Raw genomic sequence first — 24,753 nt, forward strand, 5'->3', positions numbered from 1 at the left:
AAACCTCGACAGGAACTGCGCGACCGGCCCCCTCCGAACGGCAGCGGAGGTCCGGCCGGAGGGTCCACCGCGAGGGGTAGTGTCGACGTCGCTGTCCACGACCATGGGAGGCGGAACGTGAGGCGCGAGAACGACGTGCTCGTGTTGGGTGGGGCCGGTGTGGACACCATCGTGTACGTGCCGGAGCTGCCGCTGCCGTACGCGGACAGCTACCTGATCGAGCGGGGCATCCGCACCCGCGCCGGGCAGACCGGCGACTTCGTCGCGCTCGGGCTCGCCGCGCTGGGCCTGCGCGTGCACCACCTCGACATGCTCGGCGACGACCCCGAGGGCGACCTGGTCCGTGCCCTGCACGAGGAGCACGGCATCCCGCTGACGGCGGTCCCGCAGCCCGCCGGGACGAAGCGCGCCGTCAACCTCGTCGGCCCCGACGGCCGCCGGCTGTCCCTGTACGACTCCAGCCGCACCCGGAGCACGGACCGCCTCCCCGAGGACCTGGTCCGCGAGCTGGCCGCGGCGAGCCGGCACGCGCACGTGTCCATCACCCAGCCGTGCGCCGAGGCCCTGCCCGTGCTGCGCGAGACCGGCGTGACCCTCTCCACCGACCTGCACGACTGGGACGGCGAGAACCCGTACCACCAGGCGTTCGCCGACGCCGCCGACATCGTCTTCCTCTCCGCCGCCGCCCTCACCGACCCGGAGCGGACGATGCGGGGGATCACCGAGCGGGGCCGTGCCGAGGTGGTCGTGGCGATGGCCGGGGCGAAGGGCGCGTACCTGCTCGCCGACGACGAGCTCACCCATGTACCGCCCGTGGCGCCGCCCTCGCCGGTGGTCGACTCCAACGGCGCGGGCGACGCCTTCGTCTCCGCCTTCCTCCACGGCTGGCTCAACCGCGAGACCCCCCGGCGCTGCGCCCTGTACGGCGCCGTCGCGGGCGCCCACGCCTGCACGGTCCCCTCGACGCGGACGGAGCCGATCGGCCGGGAGGAACTGCTCGCCAGGGCCGCCGAGCTGTAGGAGGCGGGTGCGGCTCAGTGCACGTCGTTCGTCGCGGCGATCCTCTTCCACGACTTCGGCCGCGCGACCGCACCCGCCTTCCCGGCGATGGACGCACCCCTCGCGGCGGGCGCCGCGGGCTTCACCGGCTGGAACAGCCACGTGTCGAACAGCGCCGACAACGACTTCCCGGAGACCCGTTCGGCGTACGCCCGGAAGTCGGCGACCGAGGCGTTGCCGTACGCGTGCTCCTGCGGCCAGCCCTTCAGAATGGCGAAGAACGCATCGTCGCCGATCTCGTTGCGCAGCGCCTGGATCGCCAGCGCCCCCCGGTCGTAGACGGCGATGTCGAACTGGTCGTCCGGCCCGGGATCGCCCGGCTTCACCGTCCAGAACGCGTCGTCGGCCGGATGCGAGGCGTAGACGTAGTCGGCGAGCTCCTGCGTCGTGCCCTCGCCCTCGTGCTCGGACCACAGCCACTGCGCGTACCGCGCGAAGCCCTCGTTGATCCAGATGTCCTTCCAGCCCTTGAGCGACACACTGTCGCCGTACCACTGGTGGGCCAGCTCATGGACGACCACGGACGTGTTGGAGCCGTTCGCGAACTGCTTCGGGCTGTAGTACACGCGGGTCTGCGTCTCCAGCGCGTACCCGGTGGTGGTGTTGGGCACGTACCCGCCGGCCGAGGCGAAAGGGTACGGCCCGAAGTAGCCGCTGAGCCAGTCCACGAGCTCACCGGTGCGCTCCACGCTCGCCCGCGCGGCCCCGTCGTTGTCGCCGAGGTCCTTGCTGTAGGCGTTGACCACCGGTACGCCGCCCTCCGACGTGCCGGTGGTGATGTCGAACTTCCCGACGGCCAGCGTGGTCAGATAGGTCGCCTGCGGCTTGTTCTCCCGCCAGTTGTACCGGGTCCAGCCCAGCTTCGAACTCGTCGACTGCAGCGTGCCGTTGGAGATCGCCTGGGTTCCGTCCGGCACGGCCACCGACACGTCGTAGGTCGCCTTGTCGAGCGGATGGTCGTTGCTCGGGTACCACCACCAGGCCGCCTCGGGCTCGTCGGCCGCGACCGCCCCGTCCGGGGTGCGGTGCCAGGTGCTGAAGCCGTACGCGCTCTTCGTGGACGGCACCCCGCTGTAGCGGACCACCACGGTGACCGGCGTGCCCTTGGGCAACGGCGTCTTCGGCGTGATCACCAGCTCGTGCTGGCCGGAGGTGGTGAAGGAGGCCGCCGCGCCGTTGACCCGGACCTCGCTCACGTCCAGCAGGAAGTCCAGGTCGAAGCTCGACAGGTCCTGTGTCGTCCTCGCCAGGATCGTCGCCGTGCCCTCCAACTCGTCGGTCGTGGGCTGGTACTTCAGCCGCAGGTCGTAGTGGGAGACGTCGTAGCCGCCGTTGCCGTAGTACGGGTAGTAGGGGTCGCCGATACCCGGAGCGCCGGGGGAGAAGCTCGCCGCCGATGCCGGGATCGCCAGCAACAGGGAGGCCGCGGCGAGTGCGCCCGGCGCCAGGATTCTGGGGTGCACGGAAGACTCCAAGTCGTAGGGGGGTGAAGTCTGTTCGAAGCCTATTCAGTCCCTGTGGCTTCGCATGTGTCCACAGCCTCCCCTGTCACACGATCGCCATTCGGCCTTCATGAACCGACCGGACCGTAGGCCCTCGCATGTCACCCCTGACGCCGACGCGCCTTCTTTTGCACGGCAGTTGACCGATGTAGCGTCCCGCGCATGCCGAAACGCACGCGCTTCACGACCTGGAGACCCCTCGCGACGGTGGTCGTCGCCGTCCTCATGGCCGCCTTCCTCACCCCGGCGGTGGCCCACGGCGCCCCTCGCGAGAGCAGGCCCGTCTACTCGTACACGAATGCCGTCCGCGAGGCCGTCTGGGTGGACACCGGGCTCGACGGTGACGGCGACGGGAAGACCGACCGGGTCGCCGCCGACATCGTCCGCCCCCGCGAACCCGCCCGGCAGCACCGCAAGATCCCCGTCATCATGGACGCCAGCCCCTACTACTCATGCTGCGGCCGCGGCAACGAGAGCCAGAAGAAGACGTACGACGCCAATGGCCACGTCGTCCAGATGCCGCTGTTCTACGACAACTACTTCGTCCCGCGCGGCTACGCCTTCGTCGGCGTCGACCTCGCCGGCACCAACCGCTCCGACGGCTGCGTGGACGTCGGCGGCCGCTCCGACATCCAGTCCGCCAAGGCCGTGATCGACTGGCTGAACGGCCGCGCCAAGGCGTACACCACCCGGACCGGGAGCGTGCGCGCCAAGGCGGACTGGACCAACGGCAGAACCGGCATGATCGGCAAGAGCTGGGACGCCACCATCGCCAACGGCGTCGCCGCCACCGGCGTCAAGGGCCTGAGGACGATCGTCCCGATCAGCGGCATCTCCTCCTGGTACGACTACTACTTCCAGCAGGGCGCGGACCTCTACGACTCCGGCCCGGACTGGCTGAGCGACTACGTCGACAGCCCCGACGCCCGCGCCAGGTGCGCCGCCGTCCAGCAGAGGATCGCCGACGGCGCCCCGCGCACCGGCGACCGGACGCCGTTCTGGACCGAGCGCGACTACGTCAAGGACGCCGCCAAGGTGCGGGCCAGCGTCTTCCTGGTGCACGGCATGCAGGACCTCAACGTCCGCACAAAGCACTTCGGCCAGTGGTGGGACGCCCTCGCCCGGCACGGTGTCGAGCGCAAGATCTGGCTCTCCCAGACCGGTCACGTCGACCCCTTCGACTACCGGCGCGGCGCCTGGGTCGACACCCTGCACCGCTGGTTCGACCACGAACTCCTCGGCTACGGCAACGGCGTCGACCGCGAACCCATGGCCGACATCGAACGCCACCCCGACCAGTGGGTCACCTCCAAGGTCTGGCCGCCGCGGGGCACGGCCACCACAACCCTGCGCCCGGCCCCCGGCGCGCAGCACGGCGTCGGCACCCTCGGCCTCACCCCCGGCACCGGCACCGAGACCTTCACCGACGACCCGAGTCACAGCGAGACCGACTGGGCCGCGCACATCGACACGCCGACGTCCGACAAGGCCGGCTTCGTCACCCGGCCCCTCACCCACGACCTGCGCCTGTCCGGCTCCTCGAAGGTGACCATCACCGCGACCCCGACCACCGCGACGGCCCACCTCTCCGCCGTCCTGGTCGACCTCGGCCCCGACACCATCCGCGACTACGCCGACGCCGCCGAGGGCATCACCACCCTCACGGACCGCAGCTGCTGGGGCGCGAGCACCCCGGGCGACAGCGCCTGCTTCAAGAACACCGCGGCGAAGACGGCCGACGTCGACCACACCGTGTTCAGCCGCGGCTGGGCCGACCTCGGCACCTACGCCTCTCCCGGCAAGGGCGTCCCGCTCACCCCGGGCAAGGCGTACACCATCACCGTCGACCTCGCGGCCACCGACCACGTCGTCCCGGCCGGCCACCGCCTCGCCCTGATCGTCGCGGGCACCGACAAGGACCTCATCGACCCGCCCGCCGACAAGCCCACGCTCACCCTGGACCTGTCCCGCACCTCGGCCCGCGTCCCGCTCCTCGGCGGCACCCCGGCCTTCGCACGGGCGACCTCCGGTACGGCATCCGCGTCCCCGCAGGTCACCCGCCCGTCCGGCGTCGGCGACCCGAGCGGCGCGCAGCGCGTTCCCTGAGACACCCGCCTCGGGTGATCCCGCGACCCGCGAATCAGGCGGCCGGGCCGACCAGCCCGGCCGCCTCCTCCGCACAGCCCCAGGCGACCGTCACGCCCGCTCCGCCGTGCCCGTAGTTGTGCACCAGCGCCCGCCCGTCCGGCAGCAGTTCGCGCTCCAGACGCACCGCGTCCCGGGCCGGCCGCAGCCCCACCCGGTGCGCCAGCACCCGGGCGCCCGCGATCTCGGGCCGCAGCGCCGCACACCGTCGTACGATCGCCTCGGCCACAGCCGGATCGGGCTCCGTGGACCACACGTCCTCCTCGGCGGTCCCGCCCAGCACCAGCCGCCCGGGCTGCGGGAAGAAGTACGCCATCTCCCCGTCGGCGCCGGTGGAGACGAGCCAGGTGCGAATCCCCGGGTTCTCCACCACGACCAACTGCCCGCGCACGGGACGTACCGCGGCGTCCGGCACCAGCTCCCGCGCGCCCAGCCCGGTGCAGTTGACCACGACGGGCGCGTCCGCCTCCGCGAGGCCGCCGACCGCCCGCTCCTCGACCACGCCCCCCGCCCGCACCAACCGCTGCCGCAGCCACGGCAGATGGGTGGCCATGTCGACCAGCGGCAGCCGCGCCCACAGCCCCGAGCCCGCGTACTCCTCGGCCGTGGACGCCCGCAGCCCCGGCAACCGGGCGGCCGCCCACGCCACCTCCTCGTCCAGGACGGTCTCGCCCATTACGCCTTCGACCATCCGTACGCCGGTCACCTCCGGCCGCGACGCGAGCTCCTCGTACACGTCCAGCGACCGCAGCGCCCATGCGCGCGCCGCCGCGGCCGGCCGGATGCGGTACGGCCACCACAGCGCGCCCGCGACCACCGAGGTGGTCCGCTCGACCGGATCCCGCGTCCACACCCGCACCCGCAGCCCGCGCTCGGCCAGGACGACGGCGGTCGAGAGTCCGATGACCCCGCCGCCCACCACCACGACATCGTTGTTCGATCCACTCTCCACGCCCGGACCGTAGCGGAATGTCCCATGGCGTGCGCAGACCGCCCCCACTGAGGGAATACTCACAGCATGTCTGCCGAGTACGCGACCTTCGGCCTGGCACCGGCGATGCGTGCCGGTGGACTCCTCGCCAACGGTGACTACCAGGTGCACCGGGACTTCGTGGACTTCCTCGTCGACGGGCGCCCGCTGCTGTTCCAGCTCTCCGACCTCGACGCCGTCTCCCCGCTCGCCTCCGACGTACCGCCCGCGATCTTCACCGAGCAGGTCCGCGGCCTGCTCCTGGAGACGGACGCCCCGCTGCCCGACCGCCGGCACGTCATCTACGGCTGCCCCGAGTGCGCCGACCTCGCCTGCGGCGCGGTCACCGCGGTCATCGACCGCGACGGCGAGGACTTCATCTGGCGGGACTTCGCCTGGCAGACCGACGACCGCGCCGACCTGGAGCTCAACGGCTACCACGGCATAGGGCCGTTCCGGTTCCGGGGCACCGAGTACCGCGCCGCGCTGGCCGCCCTCCTCGACGGCGAGACCCACTCCGCGCGCCGCCGCGTCCTGCTCATCGGCGCCCGCGTCGCCCTCCTCGCCAAGCTCGCCGCCGCCCTGCGCACCATCGGCATCGGCGCCGACATCGCCCACGACGCGTACGGCGTGCCCGCCGACGAACTGCGCGCCTACGGCGCCGTCGCCTTCGGCCGCGCGGTCAGCCGGGAGGAACGAGCCGCGGTACGCCGCTCCTTCGAACAGGCCGGCCTCGACGTGGCGTACGTCGAGGGGCTCGCCCCGATCGTGCCGCTCCTGGTCGCCCAGATCGAACACGCCCTGGACCGCAGCCCCACCGAACAGCGCCGCCTCACCCGGCTGGTGGCGGCCGCCGGCGAGGCCGGCGTCGAGGTCACTTCGCCCTGCCGGGTACGCCTCACCGCGTACCGCCTCGACCGCCTGTACCGCACCCACACCCACGAGGTCTTCGACGGCGTCCTCGAACCGGGCCGCCACCGCATCGCCCTGGACGCCAAAGCGAGGAAGGGGGAGTCCTACGTCGTGGCCCGGACGGCCGGGAGCGTGCTGGTGAAGGCGATGACACCCTGACGGCCACCGCGCCGTGAAGGTTAGGATCGACGACCTGATGACTGCCACCCTCGTCGCCAAGAACCTCGCCGCCGGACACGGCGACCGCGCCCTCTTCTCCGGCCTGGACCTCGTCGTCGCCCCCGGCGACGTGATCGGACTGGTCGGCGCCAACGGCGCGGGCAAGTCCACCCTGCTGAAGATGCTCGCGGGACTCCTCGCCCCGGAGGAGGGCGAGCTCAGGCTCTCCCCGCCGACGGCGACCGTCGGCCACCTCCCGCAGGAACCGGAGCGGCGCCCGGGGGAGACCGTCCGTGCGTTCCTCGCCCGCCGCACCGGCGTCGCCGAGGCCCAGCGGGTCATGGACGAGGCCACCCAGGCCCTGGTCGACGGCGCGCCCGGCGCCGACGACGCCTACGCGACGAGCCTGGAGCGCTGGCTCGACCTCGGCGGCGCGGACCTGGAGGAGCGGGCCGAGGAGATCACCGACTCCCTGGGCCTCGCGGTCGACCTCGACCAGCCGATGACGTCCCTGTCCGGCGGCCAGGCGGCACGGGCGGGCCTCGCCTCCCTGCTGCTGTCGCGCTACGACGTCTTCCTCCTCGACGAGCCGACCAACGACCTCGACCTGGACGGCCTGGAGCGCCTCGAACGCTTCGTCGGCGGCCTCCGCGCCGGCACCGTCGTCGTCAGCCACGACCGCGAGTTCCTCACCCGAACGGTCACCAAGGTCCTCGAACTCGACCTCGCCCAGCAGCGGATCACCCTCTACGGCGGCGGTTACGCGGCCTACCTGGAGGAACGCGAGGTCGCCCGCCGGCACGCCCGCGACGACTACGAGGAGTACGCCGACAAGCGCGCCGCCCTCCAGGACCGGGCCCAGATGCAGCGCTCCTGGATGGACAAGGGCGTCAAGAACGCGCGCCGCAAGGCGAACAACGACAACGACAAGATCGGCCGCAAGTTCCGCAGCGAGGCCAGCGAGAAGCAGGCCGCCAAGGCCCGCCAGACCCAGCGCATGATCGAACGCCTGGAGGCCGTCGACGAGCCCCGCAAGGAGTGGGAACTGCGCATGGAGATCGCCTCGGCCCCCCGCTCGGGAGCCGTCGTGGCCACCCTGCGCGACGCCGAGGTACGGCGCGGCGGCTTCACCCTCGGCCCGGTCTCCCTGCAGATCGACTGGGCGGACCGGGTCGCGGTGACCGGCGCCAACGGCGCGGGCAAGTCCACCCTGCTCGCCGCCCTGCTCGGCCGCGTCCCCCTCGACGCGGGCACGGCCGCCCTCGGCTCCGGCGTCCTGGTCGGCGAGGTCGACCAGGCCCGCAAGCTGTTCCACGGCGCCGAGGGCCTGCTGGACGCGTTCTGCGCCGCCGTCCCCGACACCGAACCGGTCGAAGTCCGCACCCTGCTGGCCAAGTTCGGCCTGAAGTCGGACCACGTCCTGCGCCCGGCGGCGACACTGTCACCCGGCGAACGCACCCGCGCGGCCCTTGCGCTGCTCCAGGGCCGCGGAGTCAACCTGCTCGTCCTGGACGAGCCGACCAACCACCTCGACCTGCCGGCCATCGAGCAACTGGAGTCCGCCCTCGACTCCTTCGAGGGCACCCTCCTCCTCGTCACCCACGACCGCCGCATGCTGGACGCGATCCACGTCACCCGCCGCCTGGAGGTAGCGGACGGCAAGGTCACCGAGCGCTGACCCGCCCACTGTGACGGAGGCGGGCCGGAGCCCTCCGGCCCCGGCCCGCTGGGGTCAGCGCTTCTTCTGGTCCAGCAGGCCGGCCCGCCGCAGGGCGTCCGCCATCGCGCTGTTGGCCGGGGGCGCGGCGGCCTGGCGTGCGCCGCCGCCCTGACGACCGCCGCCGCCCTGGCGCTGCTGCTGTTGCCGCTGCTGAGGCGGACGGCCGCCGCGCTGCCGGCGTTCACCGCCGCCGCCCTGCTGGTCCTGCGGGGCCGCCTCGTCGTCGAGACGCAGCGTCAGCGAGATCCGCTTGCGCGGAATGTCGACGTCCAGCACCTTCACCTTGACGATGTCGCCGGGCTTCACCACGTCGCGCGGGTCCTTGACGAACGTCTTCGACATCGCCGAGACGTGCACCAGGCCGTCCTGGTGCACACCGACGTCCACGAACGCCCCGAAGGCGGCCACATTGGTGACCACGCCCTCCAGGACCATCCCGGAGGCGAGGTCGGAGATCTTCTCGACGCCCTCCTTGAAGGTGGCCGTCTTGAACGCGGGCCGAGGGTCGCGCCCCGGCTTCTCGAGCTCCTTGAGGATGTCGGTGACGGTCGGCAGACCGAACGTCTCGTCCACGAAGTCACCCGGCCGCAGCGAGCGCAGCACGCCCGTGTTGCCGATGAGGGAGGCGACCTCCTGCCCGGACGTCTTCACCATGCGCCGCACGACCGGGTAGGCCTCCGGGTGCACGCTGGAGGCGTCGAGCGGGTCGTGGCCGCCGCGGATGCGCAGGAAGCCCGCGCACTGCTCGTACGCCTTGGGGCCGAGCCGGGCCACCTTCTTCAGCTCCGTACGGGACTTGAACGGTCCGTTGGAGTCGCGGTGCGCGACGATGTTCTCGGCGAGGCCGGAGGTGATGCCTGAGACGCGGGCCAGCAGCGGCGCCGAGGCGGTGTTGACGTCGACGCCCACGCCGTTCACGCAGTCCTCCACCACCGCGTCCAGCGAGCGCGACAGCTTCACCTCGGACAGGTCGTGCTGGTACTGGCCGACACCGATCGACTTGGGGTCGATCTTCACCAGCTCTGCGAGCGGGTCCTGCAGCCGGCGCGCGATCGACACGGCGCCGCGCAGCGACACGTCCATGTCGGGCAGCTCCTGCGAGGCGAACGCCGACGCCGAGTACACCGAGGCGCCGGCCTCGGAGACCATCACCTTCGTGAGCTTCAACTCGGGGTGCTTGGTGATGAGTTCACCGGCGAGCTTGTCGGTCTCGCGGGACGCCGTGCCGTTGCCGATCGCGATCAGCTCGACGGCGTGCTCCTTGGCCAGCCGGGCCAGCTTGGCGATGGCCTCGTCCCACTTGTTCGCCGGCACGTGCGGGTAGATGACGTCGGTGGCGACCACCTTGCCGGTCGCGTCGACCACGGCGACCTTGACGCCCGTGCGGAACCCGGGGTCCAGGCCCAGCGTGGCGCGCGTGCCGGCGGGCGCGGCGAGCAGCAGGTCGCGCAGGTTGGCGGCGAACACCTGGACGGCGTCGTCCTCGGCGGCCGTCCGCAGCCGCAGCCTGAGATCGATGCCGAGGTGGACGAGGATGCGGGTGCGCCAGGCCCAACGGACCGTGTCCTTCAGCCACTTGTCGGCGGCCCGGCCCCGGTCGGCGATGCCGAACCTCGACGCGACGATCCCCTCGTACGACGAGGGCCCCTCGGTCGGCTCCTCCGGTTCCAGGACGAGGTCGAGGACCTCCTCCTTCTCGCCGCGCAGCATGGCGAGGACGCGGTGCGAGGGCAGCTCGGTGAACGGCTCGGCGAAGTCGAAGTAGTCGGCGAACTTGGCGCCCGCCTCCTCCTTGCCCTCACGCACCTTGGCGGCGAGCCGCCCGCGCACCCACATGCGCTCGCGCAGCTCGCCGATGAGGTCGGCGTCCTCCGCGAACCGCTCGGTCAGGATCGCCCGGGCGCCGTCGAGGGCGGCCTGCGGGTCGGCGACTCCCTTGTCGGCGTCGACGAACGCGGCCGCCGCGGCGAGGGGCTCGACCGTCGGGTCGCCCAGCAGCCCCTCGGCCAGCGGCTCCAGCCCCGCCTCCCGCGCGATCTGCGCCTTGGTGCGCCGCTTGGGCTTGAACGGCAGGTAGACGTCCTCCAGGCGGGCCTTGGTCTCCGCGCCCAGGATCCGCGCCTCAAGTTCCTCGGTGAGCTTGCCCTGCTCGCGCACCGAGTCGAGGATCGCGGTCCGCCGCTCCTCCAGCTCCCGCAGGTAGCGCAGCCGCTCCTCGATCGTGCGCAGCTGCGCGTCGTCGAGCATCTCGGTCGCTTCCTTGCGGTAGCGGGCGATGAAGGGCACCGTCGAACCGCCGTCGAGCAGCTCCACGGCAGCCCTGACCTGCCGCTCCCGTACGCCGAGCTCCTCGGCGATCCTGCCTTCGATGGACCCTGCTGCCAGGGCCCCGGGTGTGGTCACGATCCCGTACCGCCTTCTCACTGAGGTTGCGCGGCAATTGTGGCAGGTGACGCCGACAATCGGGGATCAGGGCGGCTTCGGCGGGCCGGGACGCGCGGGAGTCAGGCCCGGTGGCCGCGCGCGGAACCGGAGGCTCCGCCGAAGAGCCGGGCCAGGGCCCGGAACGGCAGCGTGACGACGGTGGCGATCGCGCCACCGATCTGGCGCAGTACGTCGGCTATCGCACGGAACACGGTAACTTCCCCTTTCCTCTCCCGGCCGCGACGACCGGGAGCCTTCGGGTACCCCGGCGTGCGCGGATTCCACCTCGGCATGGCAGGAAAGGTGGGGTGCTCGTCATTGCGGCCATCACGCGGGCGGCCAAGGATGGAGGACATGCGAACCGTGCTGGTCGTCCTCTTCGACGACGTGCAGAGCCTCGACGTCACGGGCCCGGTGGAGGTCTTCAACGGTGCCGAGCGGCACTGCCCGGGCACCTACCGGATCCGCACCGTGACCGCGGACGGCGGGCCCGTGCGCACCTCCAGCGGCCTCACCCTCGTTCCCGACCACTCCTTCGCCGACGCACCGGCCGCGCACACCCTGCTGGTCCCGGGCGGCGAGGGCACCAGGCGGCCCGATCCGGGCGTGGTGCACTGGCTGCGCGAGCACGGGCCGCGGGCCGAGCGGCTGGTCTCCGTGTGCAGCGGTGCGCTGCTGCTCGCCGAGGCGGGACTGCTGGACGGCCGCCGGGTCACCAGCCACTGGTCGGTGTGTGCCCGGCTCGCCCGCGACCACCCGTCCGTCGAGGTCGACCCGGACCCCATCTTCATCCGCGACGGCAACCTCGCCACCTCGGCCGGCGTGACCTCCGGCATCGACCTCGCGCTCGCGCTCGTCGAGGAGGACACCGGCCGTGACGTCGCCCTGTCCGTCGCCCGGCACCTGGTGGTCTTCCTGCGCCGGCCCGGCAACCAGGCGCAGTTCAGCGCCCAGCTCACCGCGCAGACCGCCCGGCGAGAGCCGCTGCGCGAGGTCCAGCAGTGGATCACCGAGCACCCGGGAGCCGACCTGTCGGTCGATGCGCTGGCCGCCCGCGCGCGCCTCTCGCCCCGCCACTTCGCCCGCGCCTTCCAGACCGAGACCGGCATGACGCCAGGCCGCTACGTCGACCGCGTCCGCCTCGAACACGCCCGGCGCCTGCTGGAGGAGACCGCCGACGGCGTCGAGGAGATCTCCCGTGCCTGCGGCTACGGCACCCCGGAGGCGATGCGCCGCGCCTTCGTCCGGACCCTCGGCACCGCACCCGCCGAGTACCGGCGCAGATTCCACCCGGCACCCGTCCACTGACCGCCCACCGAACCGACCGAACCAAGGGGGAACCATGCAGATCGCGATCGTCCTCTTCGACGGCTTCACCGCCCTCGACGCCGTGGGACCGTACGAGACACTCGGCCGACTGCCCGACTCCGAGACGGTGTTCGTCGCCGAACGCACCGGCCCGGTCCGCACCGACAACGCCCACCTGGCGCTCACCGCCGACCGCACCCTGGCCGAGGTGCCGAGCCCCGACGTCGTGGTCGTGCCCGGCGGTCCCGGGCAGACCGGGCAGATGGACAACGAGGCGCTGCTCGGCTGGATCCGCGCCGCCGACGCCACCAGCACCTTCACGACGTCGGTGTGCACCGGCTCCCTGCTGCTCGCCGCGGCGGGCCTGCTCGAGGGACGCCGGGCCACCTCGCACTGGCTGGCTCTCGACGAGCTGAAGAGGCTCGGCGCCGAGCCGACGGGGGAGCGGGTCGTGGCCGACGGCAAGTACGTCACCGCCGCCGGGGTGTCCTCCGGCATCGACATGGGGCTCGCCCTGGTGGGCCGGATCGCCGGCGACTTCGTGGCGCAGGCCGTACAGCTGGGCATCGAGTACGACCCGCAGCCGCCCTATGACGCGGGGGCCCCGCAGAAGGCGCCCGCGGACGTCGTGGAGCTGATGCGCTCGCGCAGCCGGTTCATCCTCGGCCGGGAAGAGCCCAGGTGAACCGCGGCGGGCGGCGCTCCAGGAAGGCGGCGACGCCCTCCGCGGTGTCCCCGCCGGCGCGCATCTGCTCCGTCCAGTGGGCGTCCCGGTCGGTGCGGCCGTCGGCGAACTCCTTGGCGGCGGCCTGCGTGAGCTGGGAGCGGGACACCAGGACCCGGGTGAACTCCGCGACCCTCTTGGCGAGTTCGCCCTCGGGCAGCACCTCGTCCACGAGGCCGGTGCGCAGCGCCCGCCCGGCGTCGATCAACTCGCCGGAGAACAGCAGGTACTTGGCGGTGGCCGGCCCCACCAGCGACACCAGACGGCGGGTGGAGGAGGCCGGGTAGACGATGCCGAGTTTCGCCGGCGTCACCCCGAACAGCGCGCCCTCCTCCGCGAACCGCAGATCACAGGCCGCCGCCAGCTGCGACCCGCCGCCCACGCAGTGCCCCCGGATCGCGGCCAGCGTCGGCTTCGGGAAGGCGGCCAGCGCCTCCTCGGCCCGCACCGCCAGCCCCTGCGCCTCCTCCGGTGACCCGCGCAGGGTGGAGATGTCGGCGCCGGCGCAGAACGTCCCGCCCTCCCCTGTCAGCACCAGCGCCCGTACGCCCGGGTCGGCGGCGAGGTCGTCGAGGAGCGGCGGCAGGGCCGCCCACATCGCGGCCGTCATGGCGTTGCGCTTGGCCGGATGGTGGATGACGACGGTGGCGACCGCGTCGGTCACGCCGTGCAGCAGCTGGGGCTCCATGGGCCGGATGCTAACCGCCGTGTCCGACCGCGCGGTCGGCGAGGGGGTCGGTACAAAGGGGGACGGGGCGTCATCGGGACGGTCGTCGTCGAACCCGTAACGCGCAAAAAGAGGTCACAAGCGCTCGATACTCGCTGACTTCTGTTCAGTCATCCGGGTGGCGGCGGGCGGTTACCAACACTCGACGTGTGGTGACAATCGAGCGCAAGGGTGGCGACCGGACGATGGACAACCACGGGCGCGGGTCAGGCTCGCGCCCAGAGGACGAGGGGCAGGACCCCCTCGATCCCGGCCCGCCGGATCCGCTGCCGTACGAAGGCGTCTGGCGGTTCACCGCTCCCGCCGTCGACGCCTCGGTCCCGCAGGCACGGCACGCCGTACGGGACCTGCTGTACCGCCAGGGCGTGCCCGTCTCCGACGACCTGGTGCACGGCCTGCTGCTGATCGTCTCGGAGCTGGCCACGAACGCGGTCAAGCACGCGGCGCTGCTGTCGCCGATGCTCGCCGTGGAGGTGGCCGTCGGCGCCGAGTGGGTGCGGGTGTCCGTGGAGGACAACCACCCCTATCGCCCCACCGCCCTGGAGGCCGACCACGGGGGTGAGGGCGGCCGGGGGCTGCTTCTCGTCGCCGAGGTCACCCGGGAGGCGGGCGGGGTCTGCGAAGTCGCGCACACGGCGAGCGGCGGCAAGGTGATCTGGGCCGCCCTGCCGCTCAAACCCGCGCGCGTGCCGTGACGCTCACCAGCCGGCCGACGGGCCCGTCAGCTCCCGGACCGCCGGGCGGGCGGCGTCCAGCACGGTCATGAACCACGCCGAGAAGGGGTCCTTCTCGTGCCGCTCGGCGAGCTCGGCGGGGGTCACGAACGCGGTCGCGCCGACCTCCTCCGGGTCGGGCCGCAGCGGGGACTGCACCATGCCGACGAAGAGGTGGTTGTACTCCTGCTCCACCAGGCCCGAGTCCGGGTCCGGGTGGTTGTAGCGGACCGTGCCCGCCTCGGCCAGCAGCGAAGGCGAGACGCCCAGCTCCTCGAACGTGCGCCGGGCCGCCGCCGCGAAGGGCGCCTCGCCGGGGTAGGGGTGGCCGCAGCAGGTGTTGGACCACACACCGGGGGAGTGGTACTTGCCCAGGGCCCGCTGCTGCAGCAGCAGCCGGCCGTGCTCGTCGAAGAGGAAGACGGAGAACGCCCGGTGCAGCCGGCCCGGTGGCTGGTGGGCGGCGAGCTTCTCCGCGGTGCCGATCGTGACGCCGTCCTCGTCGACCAGTTCCAGCAGAATCGCGTCTGAGGTGCCGTTCGACGGACTGTGCGTCGCGGTGGCAGGTGTGATCGGCATACCCATCCTTCGCATCGGTCTTCGCGCCCCAAGTGTGCCGCACGAAACCGGTACTCCCGGCACCTCACGGCCCGACCGCAGGTCCCGCGCGCGGCGCGCACCACGGCCGTACACCGGTCGGACGCCGGAATGGGGCCCGGTGGTTGATCGTGCCCGGCGCGGTCGGCGGGGAACCGTCCGGGCGGGCTGTGGACTCAAGGACGCGAGCGCGTGCCGGATCGCTGCGTTCCGCCCCTGGGGCGTCCCGCCCGCCTCAGTGGCACAGCTTCGCCTCGTGCTCGGCGTGCCCGCTCGGCTCCAGCTGGAAGGTGCAGTGCTCCACGTCGAAGTGGTCGCCGAGGCACTCCTGAAGCTCGTGCAGCATCTTCTCGTGGCCGATCGCGCTGAGCACGTCGGAGCGTACGACCACGTGCGCCGACAGCACGGGCATGCCCGAGGTGATGGTCCAGGCGTGCAGGTCGTGGACGTCCTCCACACCGTCCAGGGCGAGGATGTGCGCCCGCACCTCGGTCATGTCGACGTCCTTGGGCGCCGACTCCAGCAGGACGTCCAGGGTCTCGCGCAGCAGCTTGACGGTGCGCGGCACGATCATCAGGCCGATGACGAGGGACGCGATGGGGTCGGCGGCCTGCCAGCCCGTGGCCAGGATCACCAGCGCCGCGACGATCACCGCGAGCGAGCCCAGCGCGTCCGCCGCGACCTCCAGGAAGGCGCCGCGCACGTTCAGGCTCTCCGCCTGGCCGCGCACCAGCAGCGTGAGAGAGATCATGTTCGCGACCAGGCCGATCGTGCCGAACAGGACGGTCAGTCCGCCCGCGGTGTCGGCCGGGGTGACGAACCGCTGGATCGCCTCGTACAGGACGTAACCCCCGACGCCGAGCAGCAGCAGGCAGTTGGCCAGCGCGGCGAGGATCTCGGCCCGGGCGTAGCCGAAGGTGCGGTTGCCGGTCGCCGGGCGGTTGGCGAAGTGGATGGCCAGCAGCGCCATGCCGAGGCCCAGCGCGTCGGTCGCCATGTGCGCGGCGTCCGCGATCAGCGCCAGGGAGTCCGCCAGCACCCCGCCGACGATCTCGAGCACCATGACGGTGAGCGTGATCGACAGCGCCACCCGCAGCCGTCCGCGGTAGGCCGCGGCCGCCGTGCCGGTGGGCGGCGCGTGTGTGTGCCCGTGATCGTGCCCAGCCCCCATGTCGGCCGCCCTCCTGAGTTCCGCCCGGGATCACAGTGAACTACGGGGCGGGGGTACCCGGCAACGCGGCACTGAACACCGTTGTCATGTGCCCTGACCTGCGCAAACAAAGTGCAGGTCAGGACAGCCTAAGTTCAGTGGGAGCGGTGGTGCAGCCAGCCCTGCCAGGCCGACTCGACCATCTCCCGCACCCCGCGCCGGGCCGTCCAGCCGAGCTCCTCGGCGGCCCGCGCGGCGGAGGCGACGGCGCGCGGCGCGTCGCCGGGACGGCGCCCCTCGACGACCGGCGCACGGCGGTCGCCGGTCACCTCGCCGATGACCGTGATCAGTTCGCGCACCGAGACGCCCTCACCGCGGCCGATGTTGACCGTCAGATCGCCGCCCGCGCGCGTGTCCAGCGTCCGCGCCGCCGCGAGATGGGCCTCGGCGAGGTCGGCGACATGGATGTAGTCGCGTACGCAGGTGCCGTCCGGCGTCGGATAGTCGTCGCCGAAGATCCGCGGGGCCTCGCCCCGGGTGAGCCGGTCGAAGACCATCGGGACGATGTTGAACACGCCCGTGTCGGCCAGCTCGGGCGCGCCCGCGCCCGCCACGTTGAAGTAGCGCAGGCACACCGTCGTGATGCCGTGCGCCCGGCCGGCCGCCCGGACCAGCCACTCGTCGGCGAGCTTGGTCTCGCCGTACGGGTTCACCGGCAGGCACGGCGTGGCCTCGGTGATCAGGTCGACGTCCGGATTGCCGTACACGGCCGCCGAGGAGGAGAACAGGAACCGTCCGATCCCGGCCCCGGCCACCGCCTCCAGCAGGGCCGCGAGCCCGCCGACGTTCTCCCGGTAGTAACGGGTGGGCTGCGCCACCGACTCGGCGACCTGCTTGCGCGCCGCGAGATGGACGACGCCCGTCACGTCGTACTCGGCGAACACCCGCTTCAGCAGCTGTCCGTCGTACGCCGAGCCCTCGACGAGCGGCACGGTCGCCGGCAGCCGCTCCGGGAAGCCGGCCGAGAGGTCGTCCAGCGCGACGACCCGGTCCCCGGCGTCGGCCATGAGCCGCGCCACATGCGCCCCGATGTATCCCGCTCCGCCTGTGATCAGCCATGTCATGGTCGCCCACCCTATGTCGGCGCCGGACGGCGATCCCCAATGTCCCGGGATGCCTGATCTGCCCCGCGCGGTTTGTGGGCGGGCCCCCGCATCACCGATGATGATCGCGGCAAAGGCCGGTGGAGACGGTGTTGATCGGCCCGTGAACGGGCGGTGAACGGCGCTCTCCGGGCATCCGATAGCCTCTGCCGACATGCCGCCCGCCTGGTGCTGCCAAGGGGCGCCCCCACCGTGCACATGACCGGCGCCCGCGCGTCGGCACCCAGGGAGTGAGTTCGGTTGTCGACCGCCATCCTCACCGGTCAGCCGGTCCCCGGATCGTCGATCGAGGGCGATCTGCGGTCCCTCGGCTTCGACGTACGGATCGCCTCCGACGCCGCCGACGCCGAGACCCTGCTCGCCCAGGTACCCGGCGGCAAGCGGGTCGCCGTCGTCGACCCCCGCTTCGTCGGACACCTGCACGCGCTGCGCCTCGGCCTCACCGACCCGCGCTTCGACCTCGCCGCGATCCCGGGCGCGGTCACCGCGCAGCCGGCCGGCCGTCAGGCGCTGACCCGCGCGATGGCCCGTGAGAACTCCGCCGGCGGCGGTACGGCCCTCGCGGTGGACAGCCTCGCCGACCGCGTGGTCGCCGCCCTGGACGCGGACGGCGCCGGTGTCCACCGCCCCGAACTCGGCAGCCTGATAGCCGCCGTTCCCGCCGACCCGCAGGCCCGCAACGAGGCACGGCAGGCCGTCGCGGACGTCGACGACGAGGCCGTACGCCTGAAGTCCGCCGTAAAGGCCCGCGACGGCTTCTTCACCACGTTCTTCATCAGCCCCTACTCCCGCTACATCGCCCGCTGGTGCGCCCGCCGCGGCCTGACCCCCAACCAGGTCACCACGGCCTCCCTGCTGACCGCGCTGATCGCGGCGGCCTGCGCGGCCACCGGCACCCGGCCCGGCTTCGTCGCCGCCGGTGTCCTGCTGATCGCGTCCTTCGTACTGGACTGCACCGACGGCCAGTTGGCCCGCTACTCGCTGCAGTACTCCACGCTGGGCGCCTGGTTGGACGCCACCTTCGACCGGGCCAAGGAGTACGCGTACTACGCGGGGCTGGCGTTGGGCGCGGCCCGCGGCGGCGACGACGTGTGGGCCCTGGCCCTCGGCGCGATGATCCTGCAGACCTGCCGGCACGTCGTCGACTTCTCCTTCAACGAGGCCAACCACGACGCGACGGCCAACACCAGCCCCACCGCGGCCCTTTCGGACAAGCTGGACAGCGTCGGCTGGACGGTGTGGGTACGGCGGATGATCGTGCTGCCGATCGGTGAGCGCTGGGCGATGATCGCGGTGCTCACGGCGGTCACCACGCCCCGGATCACCTTCTACGTCCTGCTCGTCGGCTGCGCGTTCGCGGCGACGTACACGACGGCGGGCCGCGTCCTGCGCTCGCTGACCCGCAAGGCGCGGCGCACCGATCGGGCCGCGCTGGCGCTGGCGGACCTCGCGGACAACGGACCGCTCGCCACCCTGGTGGCGCGTGCCACACGCGTCCGCCTCGGCAACCCCCTCCTGGTCGCGGCGGCCGGCACGGTGGTCCTCGCCGTCTCCCTCTTCTCCGGAGCGACCTGGGCGCCCGTCGCCGGAGCCGTCGTCTACACCGTCACCGCCGGTCAGGCCCTGTGCCGCCCCCTCAAGGGCGCCCTCGACTGGCTGGTCCCTCCGCTGTTCCGCGCCGCCGAGTACGGCACCGCCCTGGTCCTGGCCGCCCACGCGGACGTGAACGGGGCCCTGCCGGCGGCTTTCGGCCTGGTGGCGGCCGTCGCCTACCATCACTACGACACGGTGTACCGCATCCGCGGCGACGCCGGAGCGCCCCCGGCCTGGCTGACGCGGGCCATCGGGGGGCACGAAGGACGGACGCTGCTCGTCACCGTCCTGGCCGCGGTGCTCACCGCTTCGCAGTTCAAGGTCGCGCTCACGGTCCTCGCCGTGGCCGTGGCCCTGGTGGTGCTCGTCGAGAGCATCCGCTTCTGGGTGTCCTCCGGGGCCCCCGCCGTACACGATGAAGGAGAACCCGCATGATCGGCCTCGTGCTGGCGGCCGGCGCCGGACGGCGTCTGCGCCCCTACACCGACAGCCTTCCCAAGGCGCTGGTGCCGGTGGGGCCCGCGGGCATAGAGGGCGAACCCACGGTCCTCGACCTGACCCTCGGCAACTTCGCCGAGATCGGTCTGACCGAGGTCGCGGTCATCGTCGGCTACCGCAAGGAGGCCGTGTACGAGCGCAAGGCGGCGCTGGAGGCGAAGTACGGCCTCAAGCTCACCCTCATCGACAACGACAAGGCCGAGGAGTGGAACAACGCCTACTCCCTGTGGTGCGGCCGTGACGCCCTCAAGGACGGCGTGATCCTCGCCAACGGCGACACCGTCCACCCGGTCTCCGTCGAGAAGACGCTGCTCGCCGCGCGCGGCGAGGGCCGTCGCATCATCCTCGCCCTGGACACGGTCAAGAACCTTGCCGACGAGGAGATGAAGGTCGTCGTCGACCCCGCGAAGGGCATGACGAGGATCACCAAGCTGATGGACCCGGCCGAGGCGACCGGCGAGTACATCGGCGTGACGCTCATCGAGGGCGACGCCGCCCCCGAGCTGGCCGACGCCCTCAAGACGGTCTGGGAGACCGACCCGCAGCAGTTCTACGAGCACGGGTACCAGGAGCTCGTGAACCGCGGCTTCCGGATCGACGTGGCGCCGATCGGCGACGTCGAGTGGGTCGAGATCGACAACCATGACGATCTCGCCCGCGGACGGGAGATCGCGTGCCAGTACTGACCCGGCTCATCCCCTCGCCGCTCGTCGTGGACATCCGCCCGGGTGCCCTCGAAGATCTGGCGGGCGTGCTGGCCGACGAGCGCATCTCCACCTCCGGACGGCTCGCCGTCGCCGTCAGCAATGGCTCCGGTGCCCGCCTGCGCGAGCGGATCGCTCCCTCGCTGCCCGGCGCGACCTGGTACGAGGTCGGCGGAGGCACCCTCGACGACGCGGTGCGGCTGGCCGGCGACATAAAGGCCGGCCACTACGACGCGGTCGTCGGCCTCGGTGGCGGCAAGATCATCGACTGCGCGAAGTTCGCCGCGGCGCGGGTCGGCCTGCCCCTGGTCGCCGTACCGACCAACCTCGCGCACGACGGCCTGTGTTCACCGGTCGCCACCCTCGACAACGACGCGGGTCGCGGCTCCTACGGCGTGCCCAACCCGATCGCGGCCGTCATCGACCTCGATGTCATCCGCGAGGCGCCCGCGCGTTTCGTGCGCGCGGGCATCGGCGACGCGATCTCCAACATCAACGCGATCGCGGACTGGGAACTGGCGAACCGGGTCAAGGGCGAGAAGATCGACGGTCTCGCCGCGGCGATGGCCCGCCAGGCCGGCGAGGCGGTGCTCCGCCACCCCGGCGGCATCGGGGACAACAACTTCCTCCAGGTGCTCGCGGAGGCGTTGGTCCTCACCGGCATCGCGATGTCGATCTCCGGTGACTCCCGGCCCGCCTCGGGCTCCTGTCACGAGATCAACCACGCCTTCGACCTGCTCTACCCCAAGCGCGCCGCGAGCCACGGCGAGCAGTGCGGCCTCGGCGCCGCCTTCGCGATGTACCTGCGCGGCGCGCACGAGGAGTCGGCGTACATGGCCGAGGTGCTGCGCCGGCACGGGCTGCCGGTGCTGCCGGAGGAGATCGGCTTCACGGTGGACGAGTTCGTCCGGGCCGTGGAGTTCGCTCCGGAGACCCGGCCCGGCCGCTACACCATCCTCGAACACCTCGACCTGAAAACCGACCAGATCAAGGACACATACGCCGACTATGTCAAGGCCATCGGTAGCTGAACTCCGTCCGGTCGTCCACCCCGCGGGGGTGAAGGACCGGCGCAGCGGTGAGCACTGGATGGGACGCCTCTACATGCGCGAGGTGTCCCTGCGGGTCGACCGCTACCTGGTGAACACCAGGGTCACGCCCAACCAGCTCACGTACCTGATGACCGTCTTCGGCGTGCTCGCGGCCCCGGCACTGCTCGTGCCGGGGATCCCGGGCGCCGTGCTCGGCGTCGTCTGCGTCCAGATGTACCTGCTCCTGGACTGCGTCGACGGCGAGATCGCGCGCTGGAAGAAGCAGTACTCGCTCAACGGGGTCTATCTGGACCGGGTCGGCGCCTACCTCACCGACGCCGCCGTGCTGGTCGGCTTCGGGCTGCGCGCCGCCGACCTGTTCGGCAGCGGCCGTATCGACTGGCTGTGGGCGTTCCTCGGCACGCTGGCCGGGCTCGGCGCCATCCTGATCAAGGCGGAGACGGACCTGGTCGGCGTGGCCCGGCACCAGGCGGGCAAGCCGCCGGTGCAGGAGTCGGCCGCCGAGATGCGCTCCTCCGGCATGGCCCTGGCGCGCAGGGCCGCGGCGATGCTGAAGTTCCACCGGCTCATCCTCGGCATCGAGGCGTCCCTGCTGATCCTGGTGCTGGCGATCGCCGACCAGGCGCGCGGCGACCTGTTCTTCACCCGGCTCGGCGTGGCCGTACTCGCAGGCATCGCCCTGCTGCAGACCCTGCTGCACCTCGTGTCCATCCTCGCCTCCAGCAGGCTGAAGTGAGCGGCACGAAGGTCGGTGCGGTGATCATCACCATGGGCAACCGCCCCGACGAGCTGCGCGCACTGCTCGACTCGGTCGCCAAGCAGGACGGCGACCGCGTCGAGGTGGTCGTGGTCGGCAACGGCTCACCCGTGCCGGACGTCCCCGAGGGCGTCCGCACGATCGAGCTGCCCGAGAACCTCGGCATCCCCGGCGGCCGCAACGTCGGCATCGAGGCCTTCGGCCCCAGCGGTCGCGACGTCGACATATTGATGTTCCTCGACGACGACGGCCTGTTGGCGAACCACGACACCGCCGAGCTGTGCCGCCGGGCCTTCGAGGACGACCCCCGGCTCGGCATCATCAGCTTCCGCATCGCCGACCCCGACACCGGCGTCACCCAGCGCCGCCACGTGCCGCGCCTGAACGCCAAGGACCCGATGCGCTCCTCGCGGGTCACGACCTTCCTCGGCGGCGCCAACGCCGTCCGTACCCAGGTCTTCGCCGAAGTCGGCGGCCTGCCGGACGAATTCTTCTACGCGCACGAGGAAACCGACCTGGCATGGCGGGCCCTCGATGGGGGCTGGATGATCGACTACCGGTCCGACATGGTGCTGTTCCACCCCACGACCGCGCCCTCGCGGCACGCGGTCTACCACCGCATGGTCGCCCGCAACCGCGTCTGGCTGGCCCGCCGCAACCTCCCCGCGCCCCTGGTCCCGGTCTACCTCGGGGTCTGGCTGCTGCTCACCCTCGTCCGCCGCCCCTCGCGGCCCGCCCTGAAGGCGTGGTTCGGCGGGTTCCGGGAAGGCTGGACCACCGCGTGCGGGCCCCGCAGGCCCATGAAGTGGCGTACCGTGTGGCGGCTGACCCGACTGGGCCGGCCCCCTGTGATCTGACAAGCTCGTTCCTGTGACCCCTCGGCCCCACCAAGGGCCCCAGGTTCCATGCCATGCCCGCACAGGCAGCGCATCAAAGACGAAGGTTTCCACCAGTGAGTGAGACAACGCACGACGGCACGGTCGCGCTGAGCGCGTTCCCGCCGCCCGACGAGGGCCTTACGGCGGCGCAGCTCGCCACCAAGTACGGGCTGACCGTGAGCGGCGCCCGCCCCTCCCTCGTCGAGTACGTCCGCCAGCTCTGGGACCGGCGTCACTTCATCCTCGCCTTCTCGCAGGCGAAGCTGACCGCCCAGTACAGCCAGGCCAAGCTCGGCCAGCTGTGGCAGGTGGCCACGCCGCTGCTGAACGCGGCGGTGTACTACTTCATCTTCGGCGTCATCCTGCACGCCAGCCGGGGTCTGCCGCAGGACGTCTACATCCCGTTCCTGGTGACCGGGGTGTTCGTCTTCACGTTCACCCAGAGCTCGATCATGACGGGTGTGCGGGCGATCTCCGGCAACCTCGGCCTGGTGCGCGCCCTGCACTTCCCGCGGGCCTCGCTGCCCATCTCCTTCGCGCTGCAGCAGCTCCAGCAGCTGCTGTTCTCGATGATCGTGCTGTTCGTCATCGTGGTCGCGTTCGGCAGCTACCCCGGCCTGTCCTGGCTGTTGATCCTGCCGATCCTGGTACTGCAGTTCCTCTTCAACACTGGGCTCGCGCTGATCGTGGCCCGCATGGGCTCCAAGACCCCCGACCTCGCCCAGCTGATGCCGTTCATCCTGCGCACCTGGATGTACATGTCCGGCGTCATGTTCTCGATCAACCACATGCTGGCCGGCCGCTCCGAGGCCTTCATCCGCGTGATGCAGCTGAATCCGGCGGCCATCTACATGGACCTGATGCGCTTCGCCCTCATCGACGGCTACGGCGCCTCGAACCTGCCCCCGCACGTGTGGGCCGCCGCCGTGTTCTGGTCCGCCGTCGTCTTCGTCGGTGGGTTCGTGTACTTCTGGAAGGCAGAGGAGCGCTACGGCCGTGGCTGAGCAGAGCACCGGGGACGCCGTCCCCACCGTCATCGCGGACGAGCTGCACATCGTCTACCGCGTCCACGGCGCGAAGAGCGGCAAGGGCAGCGCCACCGCCGCGCTCAGCCGCATCGTCAAGCGGGGCGAGGAGCGGGGCGTGCGCAAGGTGCACGCCGTCAGGGGCGTGTCCTTCGTCGCCTACCGCGGCGAGGCCATCGGTCTGATCGGCTCCAACGGTTCCGGCAAGTCGACCCTGCTGCGCGCCATCGCGGGCCTGCTGCCCGCCGAGAGCGGCAAGGTCTACACCAACGGCCAGCCGTCCCTGCTGGGCGTGAACGCGGCCCTGATGAACGACCTGACGGGCGAGCGCAACGTGATCCTCGGCGGTCTGGCCATGGGCATGTCCCGTGAAGAGATCAAGGAGCGTTACCAGTCGATCGTCGACTTCTCCGGCATCAATGAGAAGGGCGACTTCATCACGCTGCCGATGCGCACCTACTCCTCCGGCATGGCGGCCCGGCTGCGCTTCTCCATCGCCGCCGCCAAGGACCACGACGTCCTCATGATCGACGAGGCGCTGGCCACCGGTGACCGCAAGTTCCAGAAGCGCTCCGAGCAACGCATCCGTGAGCTGCGCAAGGAGGCGGGCACGGTGTTTCTGGTCAGTCACAACAACAAGTCGATCCGTGACACCTGCGACCGTGTGCTGTGGCTGGAGCGCGGCGAGCTGCGCATGGACGGACCCACCGAAGAGGTCCTCAAGGAGTACGAGAAGTTCACGGGCAAGTAGTCCACCCGCGCCTGGACGTAAACGCCAGCACGGATCGCCGGGCCCCGCCGCAACCTCCGCGGCGGGGCCCCGCGTCTGCAAAGGAAACGTCAACTCGGCGACGGCTTAGGAATCTTGACGCCAATCGGTGTGTTGTTGTGATGTGCAGGACACCCCAGGGATCCTTGCTGCGTTGTACAACGTAAGCTGTACCGGTCCCGAAACGCGGCAAGTGGGGCGATA

General features: G+C 71.7%; 22 protein-coding genes. 14 read left to right on the top strand and 8 right to left on the bottom strand.

The features are described from left to right. Nucleotides 1-117 precede the first annotated feature (117 nt). Entirely contained in the window at nucleotides 118-1,020 is a 903-nt protein-coding gene (locus FBY22_RS10855; protein ID WP_142144507.1) for an adenosine kinase, read from the top strand. 14 nt (nucleotides 1,021-1,034) lie between these two features. Here FBY22_RS10855 and FBY22_RS10860 read toward each other — a convergent pair whose 3' ends face one another. Further along, nucleotides 1,035-2,522: a M1 family metallopeptidase gene (locus FBY22_RS10860; RefSeq protein WP_142144508.1), complete on the bottom strand. Its 1,488-nt coding sequence runs from the start codon at nucleotides 2,520-2,522 to the stop codon at nucleotides 1,035-1,037. Nucleotides 2,523-2,723: 201 nt separating this feature from the next. Between FBY22_RS10860 and FBY22_RS10865 the strand changes: the two genes are divergently transcribed. After that, on the top strand, nucleotides 2,724-4,667 hold the full coding sequence (locus FBY22_RS10865; RefSeq protein ID WP_142144509.1) for a Xaa-Pro dipeptidyl-peptidase: 1,944 nt from the start codon (nucleotides 2,724-2,726) through the stop codon (nucleotides 4,665-4,667). A 34-nt stretch (nucleotides 4,668-4,701) separates the two neighbouring features. On the opposite strand, the gene FBY22_RS10870 is transcribed toward FBY22_RS10865, so the two are convergent. Further along, on the bottom strand, nucleotides 4,702-5,658 hold the full coding sequence (locus FBY22_RS10870; RefSeq protein ID WP_142144510.1) for an FAD-binding oxidoreductase: 957 nt from the start codon (nucleotides 5,656-5,658) through the stop codon (nucleotides 4,702-4,704). A gap of 66 nt (nucleotides 5,659-5,724) precedes the next feature. Here FBY22_RS10870 and FBY22_RS10875 point away from each other — a divergent pair, with 66 nt between their 5' ends. After that, complete coding sequence (locus FBY22_RS10875) at nucleotides 5,725-6,747, top strand: oxidoreductase (RefSeq protein ID WP_142144511.1); 1,023 nt, start codon at nucleotides 5,725-5,727, stop codon at nucleotides 6,745-6,747. A gap of 37 nt (nucleotides 6,748-6,784) precedes the next feature. Next, nucleotides 6,785-8,425 carry an ABC-F family ATP-binding cassette domain-containing protein gene (locus FBY22_RS10880; protein ID WP_142144512.1) on the top strand — a complete coding sequence of 547 codons (1,641 nt, stop codon included), beginning with the start codon at nucleotides 6,785-6,787 and terminating at the stop codon, nucleotides 8,423-8,425. A 54-nt stretch (nucleotides 8,426-8,479) separates the two neighbouring features. Here the strand turns inward: FBY22_RS10880 and FBY22_RS10885 are convergent, their stop codons facing one another. Next, complete coding sequence (locus tag FBY22_RS10885; protein ID WP_142144513.1) at nucleotides 8,480-10,870, bottom strand: Tex family protein; 2,391 nt, start codon at nucleotides 10,868-10,870, stop codon at nucleotides 8,480-8,482. Between the two features lie 101 nt (nucleotides 10,871-10,971). After that, nucleotides 10,972-11,103: an LPFR motif small protein gene (locus FBY22_RS44800; RefSeq protein WP_260844787.1), complete on the bottom strand. Its 132-nt coding sequence runs from the start codon at nucleotides 11,101-11,103 to the stop codon at nucleotides 10,972-10,974. A gap of 142 nt (nucleotides 11,104-11,245) precedes the next feature. Between FBY22_RS44800 and FBY22_RS10890 the strand changes: the two genes are divergently transcribed. Both FBY22_RS10890 and FBY22_RS10895 read left to right on the top strand, forming a co-directional pair. Further along, nucleotides 11,246-12,199, top strand: coding sequence for a GlxA family transcriptional regulator (locus FBY22_RS10890; protein WP_142144514.1), 954 nt, complete (start codon nucleotides 11,246-11,248; stop codon nucleotides 12,197-12,199). Between the two features lie 34 nt (nucleotides 12,200-12,233). Beyond that, nucleotides 12,234-12,884, top strand: coding sequence for a DJ-1/PfpI family protein (locus FBY22_RS10895; RefSeq protein WP_142144515.1), 651 nt, complete (start codon nucleotides 12,234-12,236; stop codon nucleotides 12,882-12,884). On the opposite strand, the gene FBY22_RS10900 is transcribed toward FBY22_RS10895, so the two are convergent. After that, nucleotides 12,856-13,611 (bottom strand): enoyl-CoA hydratase/isomerase family protein, encoded by a 756-nt coding sequence (locus FBY22_RS10900; RefSeq protein WP_142144516.1) that lies wholly within the window; start codon nucleotides 13,609-13,611, stop codon nucleotides 12,856-12,858. The two genes, FBY22_RS10895 and FBY22_RS10900, sit on opposite strands and share 29 nt — an antisense overlap. A 224-nt stretch (nucleotides 13,612-13,835) precedes the next feature. On the opposite strand from FBY22_RS10900, the gene FBY22_RS10905 reads away from it, so the two are divergent. Next, a complete protein-coding gene (locus FBY22_RS10905; RefSeq protein ID WP_142147524.1) occupies nucleotides 13,836-14,345 on the top strand; it encodes an ATP-binding protein in 510 nt (169 codons plus the stop codon). A gap of 3 nt (nucleotides 14,346-14,348) precedes the next feature. On the opposite strand, the gene idi is transcribed toward FBY22_RS10905, so the two are convergent. The 3 genes from idi to galE all read right to left on the bottom strand — a co-directional run bounded on the left by idi (nucleotide 14,349) and on the right by galE (nucleotide 17,234). Next, on the bottom strand, nucleotides 14,349-14,942 hold the full coding sequence (idi, locus tag FBY22_RS10910) for an isopentenyl-diphosphate Delta-isomerase (protein WP_142144517.1): 594 nt from the start codon (nucleotides 14,940-14,942) through the stop codon (nucleotides 14,349-14,351). Between the two features lie 253 nt (nucleotides 14,943-15,195). Continuing rightward, nucleotides 15,196-16,131 (bottom strand): cation diffusion facilitator family transporter, encoded by a 936-nt coding sequence (locus tag FBY22_RS10915; protein WP_142144518.1) that lies wholly within the window; start codon nucleotides 16,129-16,131, stop codon nucleotides 15,196-15,198. Nucleotides 16,132-16,265: 134 nt separating this feature from the next. Beyond that, nucleotides 16,266-17,234 carry a UDP-glucose 4-epimerase GalE gene (gene galE, locus FBY22_RS10920; protein ID WP_142144519.1) on the bottom strand — a complete coding sequence of 323 codons (969 nt, stop codon included), beginning with the start codon at nucleotides 17,232-17,234 and terminating at the stop codon, nucleotides 16,266-16,268. A 279-nt stretch (nucleotides 17,235-17,513) separates the two neighbouring features. Between galE and FBY22_RS10925 the strand changes: the two genes are divergently transcribed. The 7 genes from FBY22_RS10925 to FBY22_RS10955 all read left to right on the top strand — a co-directional run bounded on the left by FBY22_RS10925 (nucleotide 17,514) and on the right by FBY22_RS10955 (nucleotide 24,531). Further along, entirely contained in the window at nucleotides 17,514-19,301 is a 1,788-nt protein-coding gene (locus tag FBY22_RS10925; protein WP_142144520.1) for a DUF5941 domain-containing protein, read from the top strand. After that, the gene (locus tag FBY22_RS10930; protein ID WP_142144522.1) at nucleotides 19,298-20,050 is read left to right on the top strand and encodes a sugar phosphate nucleotidyltransferase; all 753 of its coding nucleotides are present in this window, start codon (nucleotides 19,298-19,300) and stop codon (nucleotides 20,048-20,050) included. Before FBY22_RS10925 ends, FBY22_RS10930 begins: the two co-directional genes overlap by 4 nt. Further along, nucleotides 20,038-21,099 carry an iron-containing alcohol dehydrogenase family protein gene (locus FBY22_RS10935; RefSeq protein WP_142144524.1) on the top strand — a complete coding sequence of 354 codons (1,062 nt, stop codon included), beginning with the start codon at nucleotides 20,038-20,040 and terminating at the stop codon, nucleotides 21,097-21,099. Before FBY22_RS10930 ends, FBY22_RS10935 begins: the two co-directional genes overlap by 13 nt. Continuing rightward, nucleotides 21,077-21,856: a CDP-alcohol phosphatidyltransferase family protein gene (locus FBY22_RS10940; protein ID WP_142144526.1), complete on the top strand. Its 780-nt coding sequence runs from the start codon at nucleotides 21,077-21,079 to the stop codon at nucleotides 21,854-21,856. The genes FBY22_RS10935 and FBY22_RS10940 overlap by 23 nt, the downstream gene beginning before the upstream one ends. A gap of 32 nt (nucleotides 21,857-21,888) precedes the next feature. After that, nucleotides 21,889-22,734 (top strand): glycosyltransferase family 2 protein, encoded by an 846-nt coding sequence (locus FBY22_RS10945; protein WP_142147526.1) that lies wholly within the window; start codon nucleotides 21,889-21,891, stop codon nucleotides 22,732-22,734. 95 nt (nucleotides 22,735-22,829) lie between these two features. Continuing rightward, on the top strand, nucleotides 22,830-23,759 hold the full coding sequence (locus FBY22_RS10950) for an ABC transporter permease (RefSeq protein WP_142144528.1): 930 nt from the start codon (nucleotides 22,830-22,832) through the stop codon (nucleotides 23,757-23,759). After that, nucleotides 23,752-24,531, top strand: coding sequence for an ABC transporter ATP-binding protein (locus FBY22_RS10955; RefSeq protein ID WP_142144529.1), 780 nt, complete (start codon nucleotides 23,752-23,754; stop codon nucleotides 24,529-24,531). Before FBY22_RS10950 ends, FBY22_RS10955 begins: the two co-directional genes overlap by 8 nt. Nucleotides 24,532-24,753: the final 222 nt, after the last annotated feature.

The organism is Streptomyces sp. SLBN-31 (assembly GCF_006715395.1).
Classification (GTDB): domain Bacteria; phylum Actinomycetota; class Actinomycetes; order Streptomycetales; family Streptomycetaceae; genus Streptomyces.

Coding starts and splice junctions, on each gene's coding strand:
- FBY22_RS10945 (WP_142147526.1), top strand. CDS start 21,889: ATGGGCAACCGCCCCGACGAGCTGCGCGCACTGCTCGACTCGGTCGCC.
- FBY22_RS10940 (WP_142144526.1), top strand. CDS start 21,077: ATGTCAAGGCCATCGGTAGCTGAACTCCGTCCGGTCGTCCACCCCGCG.
- galE (WP_142144519.1), bottom strand. CDS start 17,234: ATGACATGGCTGATCACAGGCGGAGCGGGATACATCGGGGCGCATGTG.
- FBY22_RS10930 (WP_142144522.1), top strand. CDS start 19,298: ATGATCGGCCTCGTGCTGGCGGCCGGCGCCGGACGGCGTCTGCGCCCC.
- FBY22_RS10905 (WP_142147524.1), top strand. CDS start 13,836: ATGGACAACCACGGGCGCGGGTCAGGCTCGCGCCCAGAGGACGAGGGG.
- FBY22_RS10875 (WP_142144511.1), top strand. CDS start 5,725: ATGTCTGCCGAGTACGCGACCTTCGGCCTGGCACCGGCGATGCGTGCC.
- FBY22_RS10890 (WP_142144514.1), top strand. CDS start 11,246: ATGCGAACCGTGCTGGTCGTCCTCTTCGACGACGTGCAGAGCCTCGAC.
- FBY22_RS10900 (WP_142144516.1), bottom strand. CDS start 13,611: ATGGAGCCCCAGCTGCTGCACGGCGTGACCGACGCGGTCGCCACCGTC.
- FBY22_RS10915 (WP_142144518.1), bottom strand. CDS start 16,131: ATGGGGGCTGGGCACGATCACGGGCACACACACGCGCCGCCCACCGGC.
- FBY22_RS10895 (WP_142144515.1), top strand. CDS start 12,234: ATGCAGATCGCGATCGTCCTCTTCGACGGCTTCACCGCCCTCGACGCC.
- idi (WP_142144517.1), bottom strand. CDS start 14,942: ATGCCGATCACACCTGCCACCGCGACGCACAGTCCGTCGAACGGCACC.
- FBY22_RS10880 (WP_142144512.1), top strand. CDS start 6,785: ATGACTGCCACCCTCGTCGCCAAGAACCTCGCCGCCGGACACGGCGAC.
- FBY22_RS10865 (WP_142144509.1), top strand. CDS start 2,724: ATGCCGAAACGCACGCGCTTCACGACCTGGAGACCCCTCGCGACGGTG.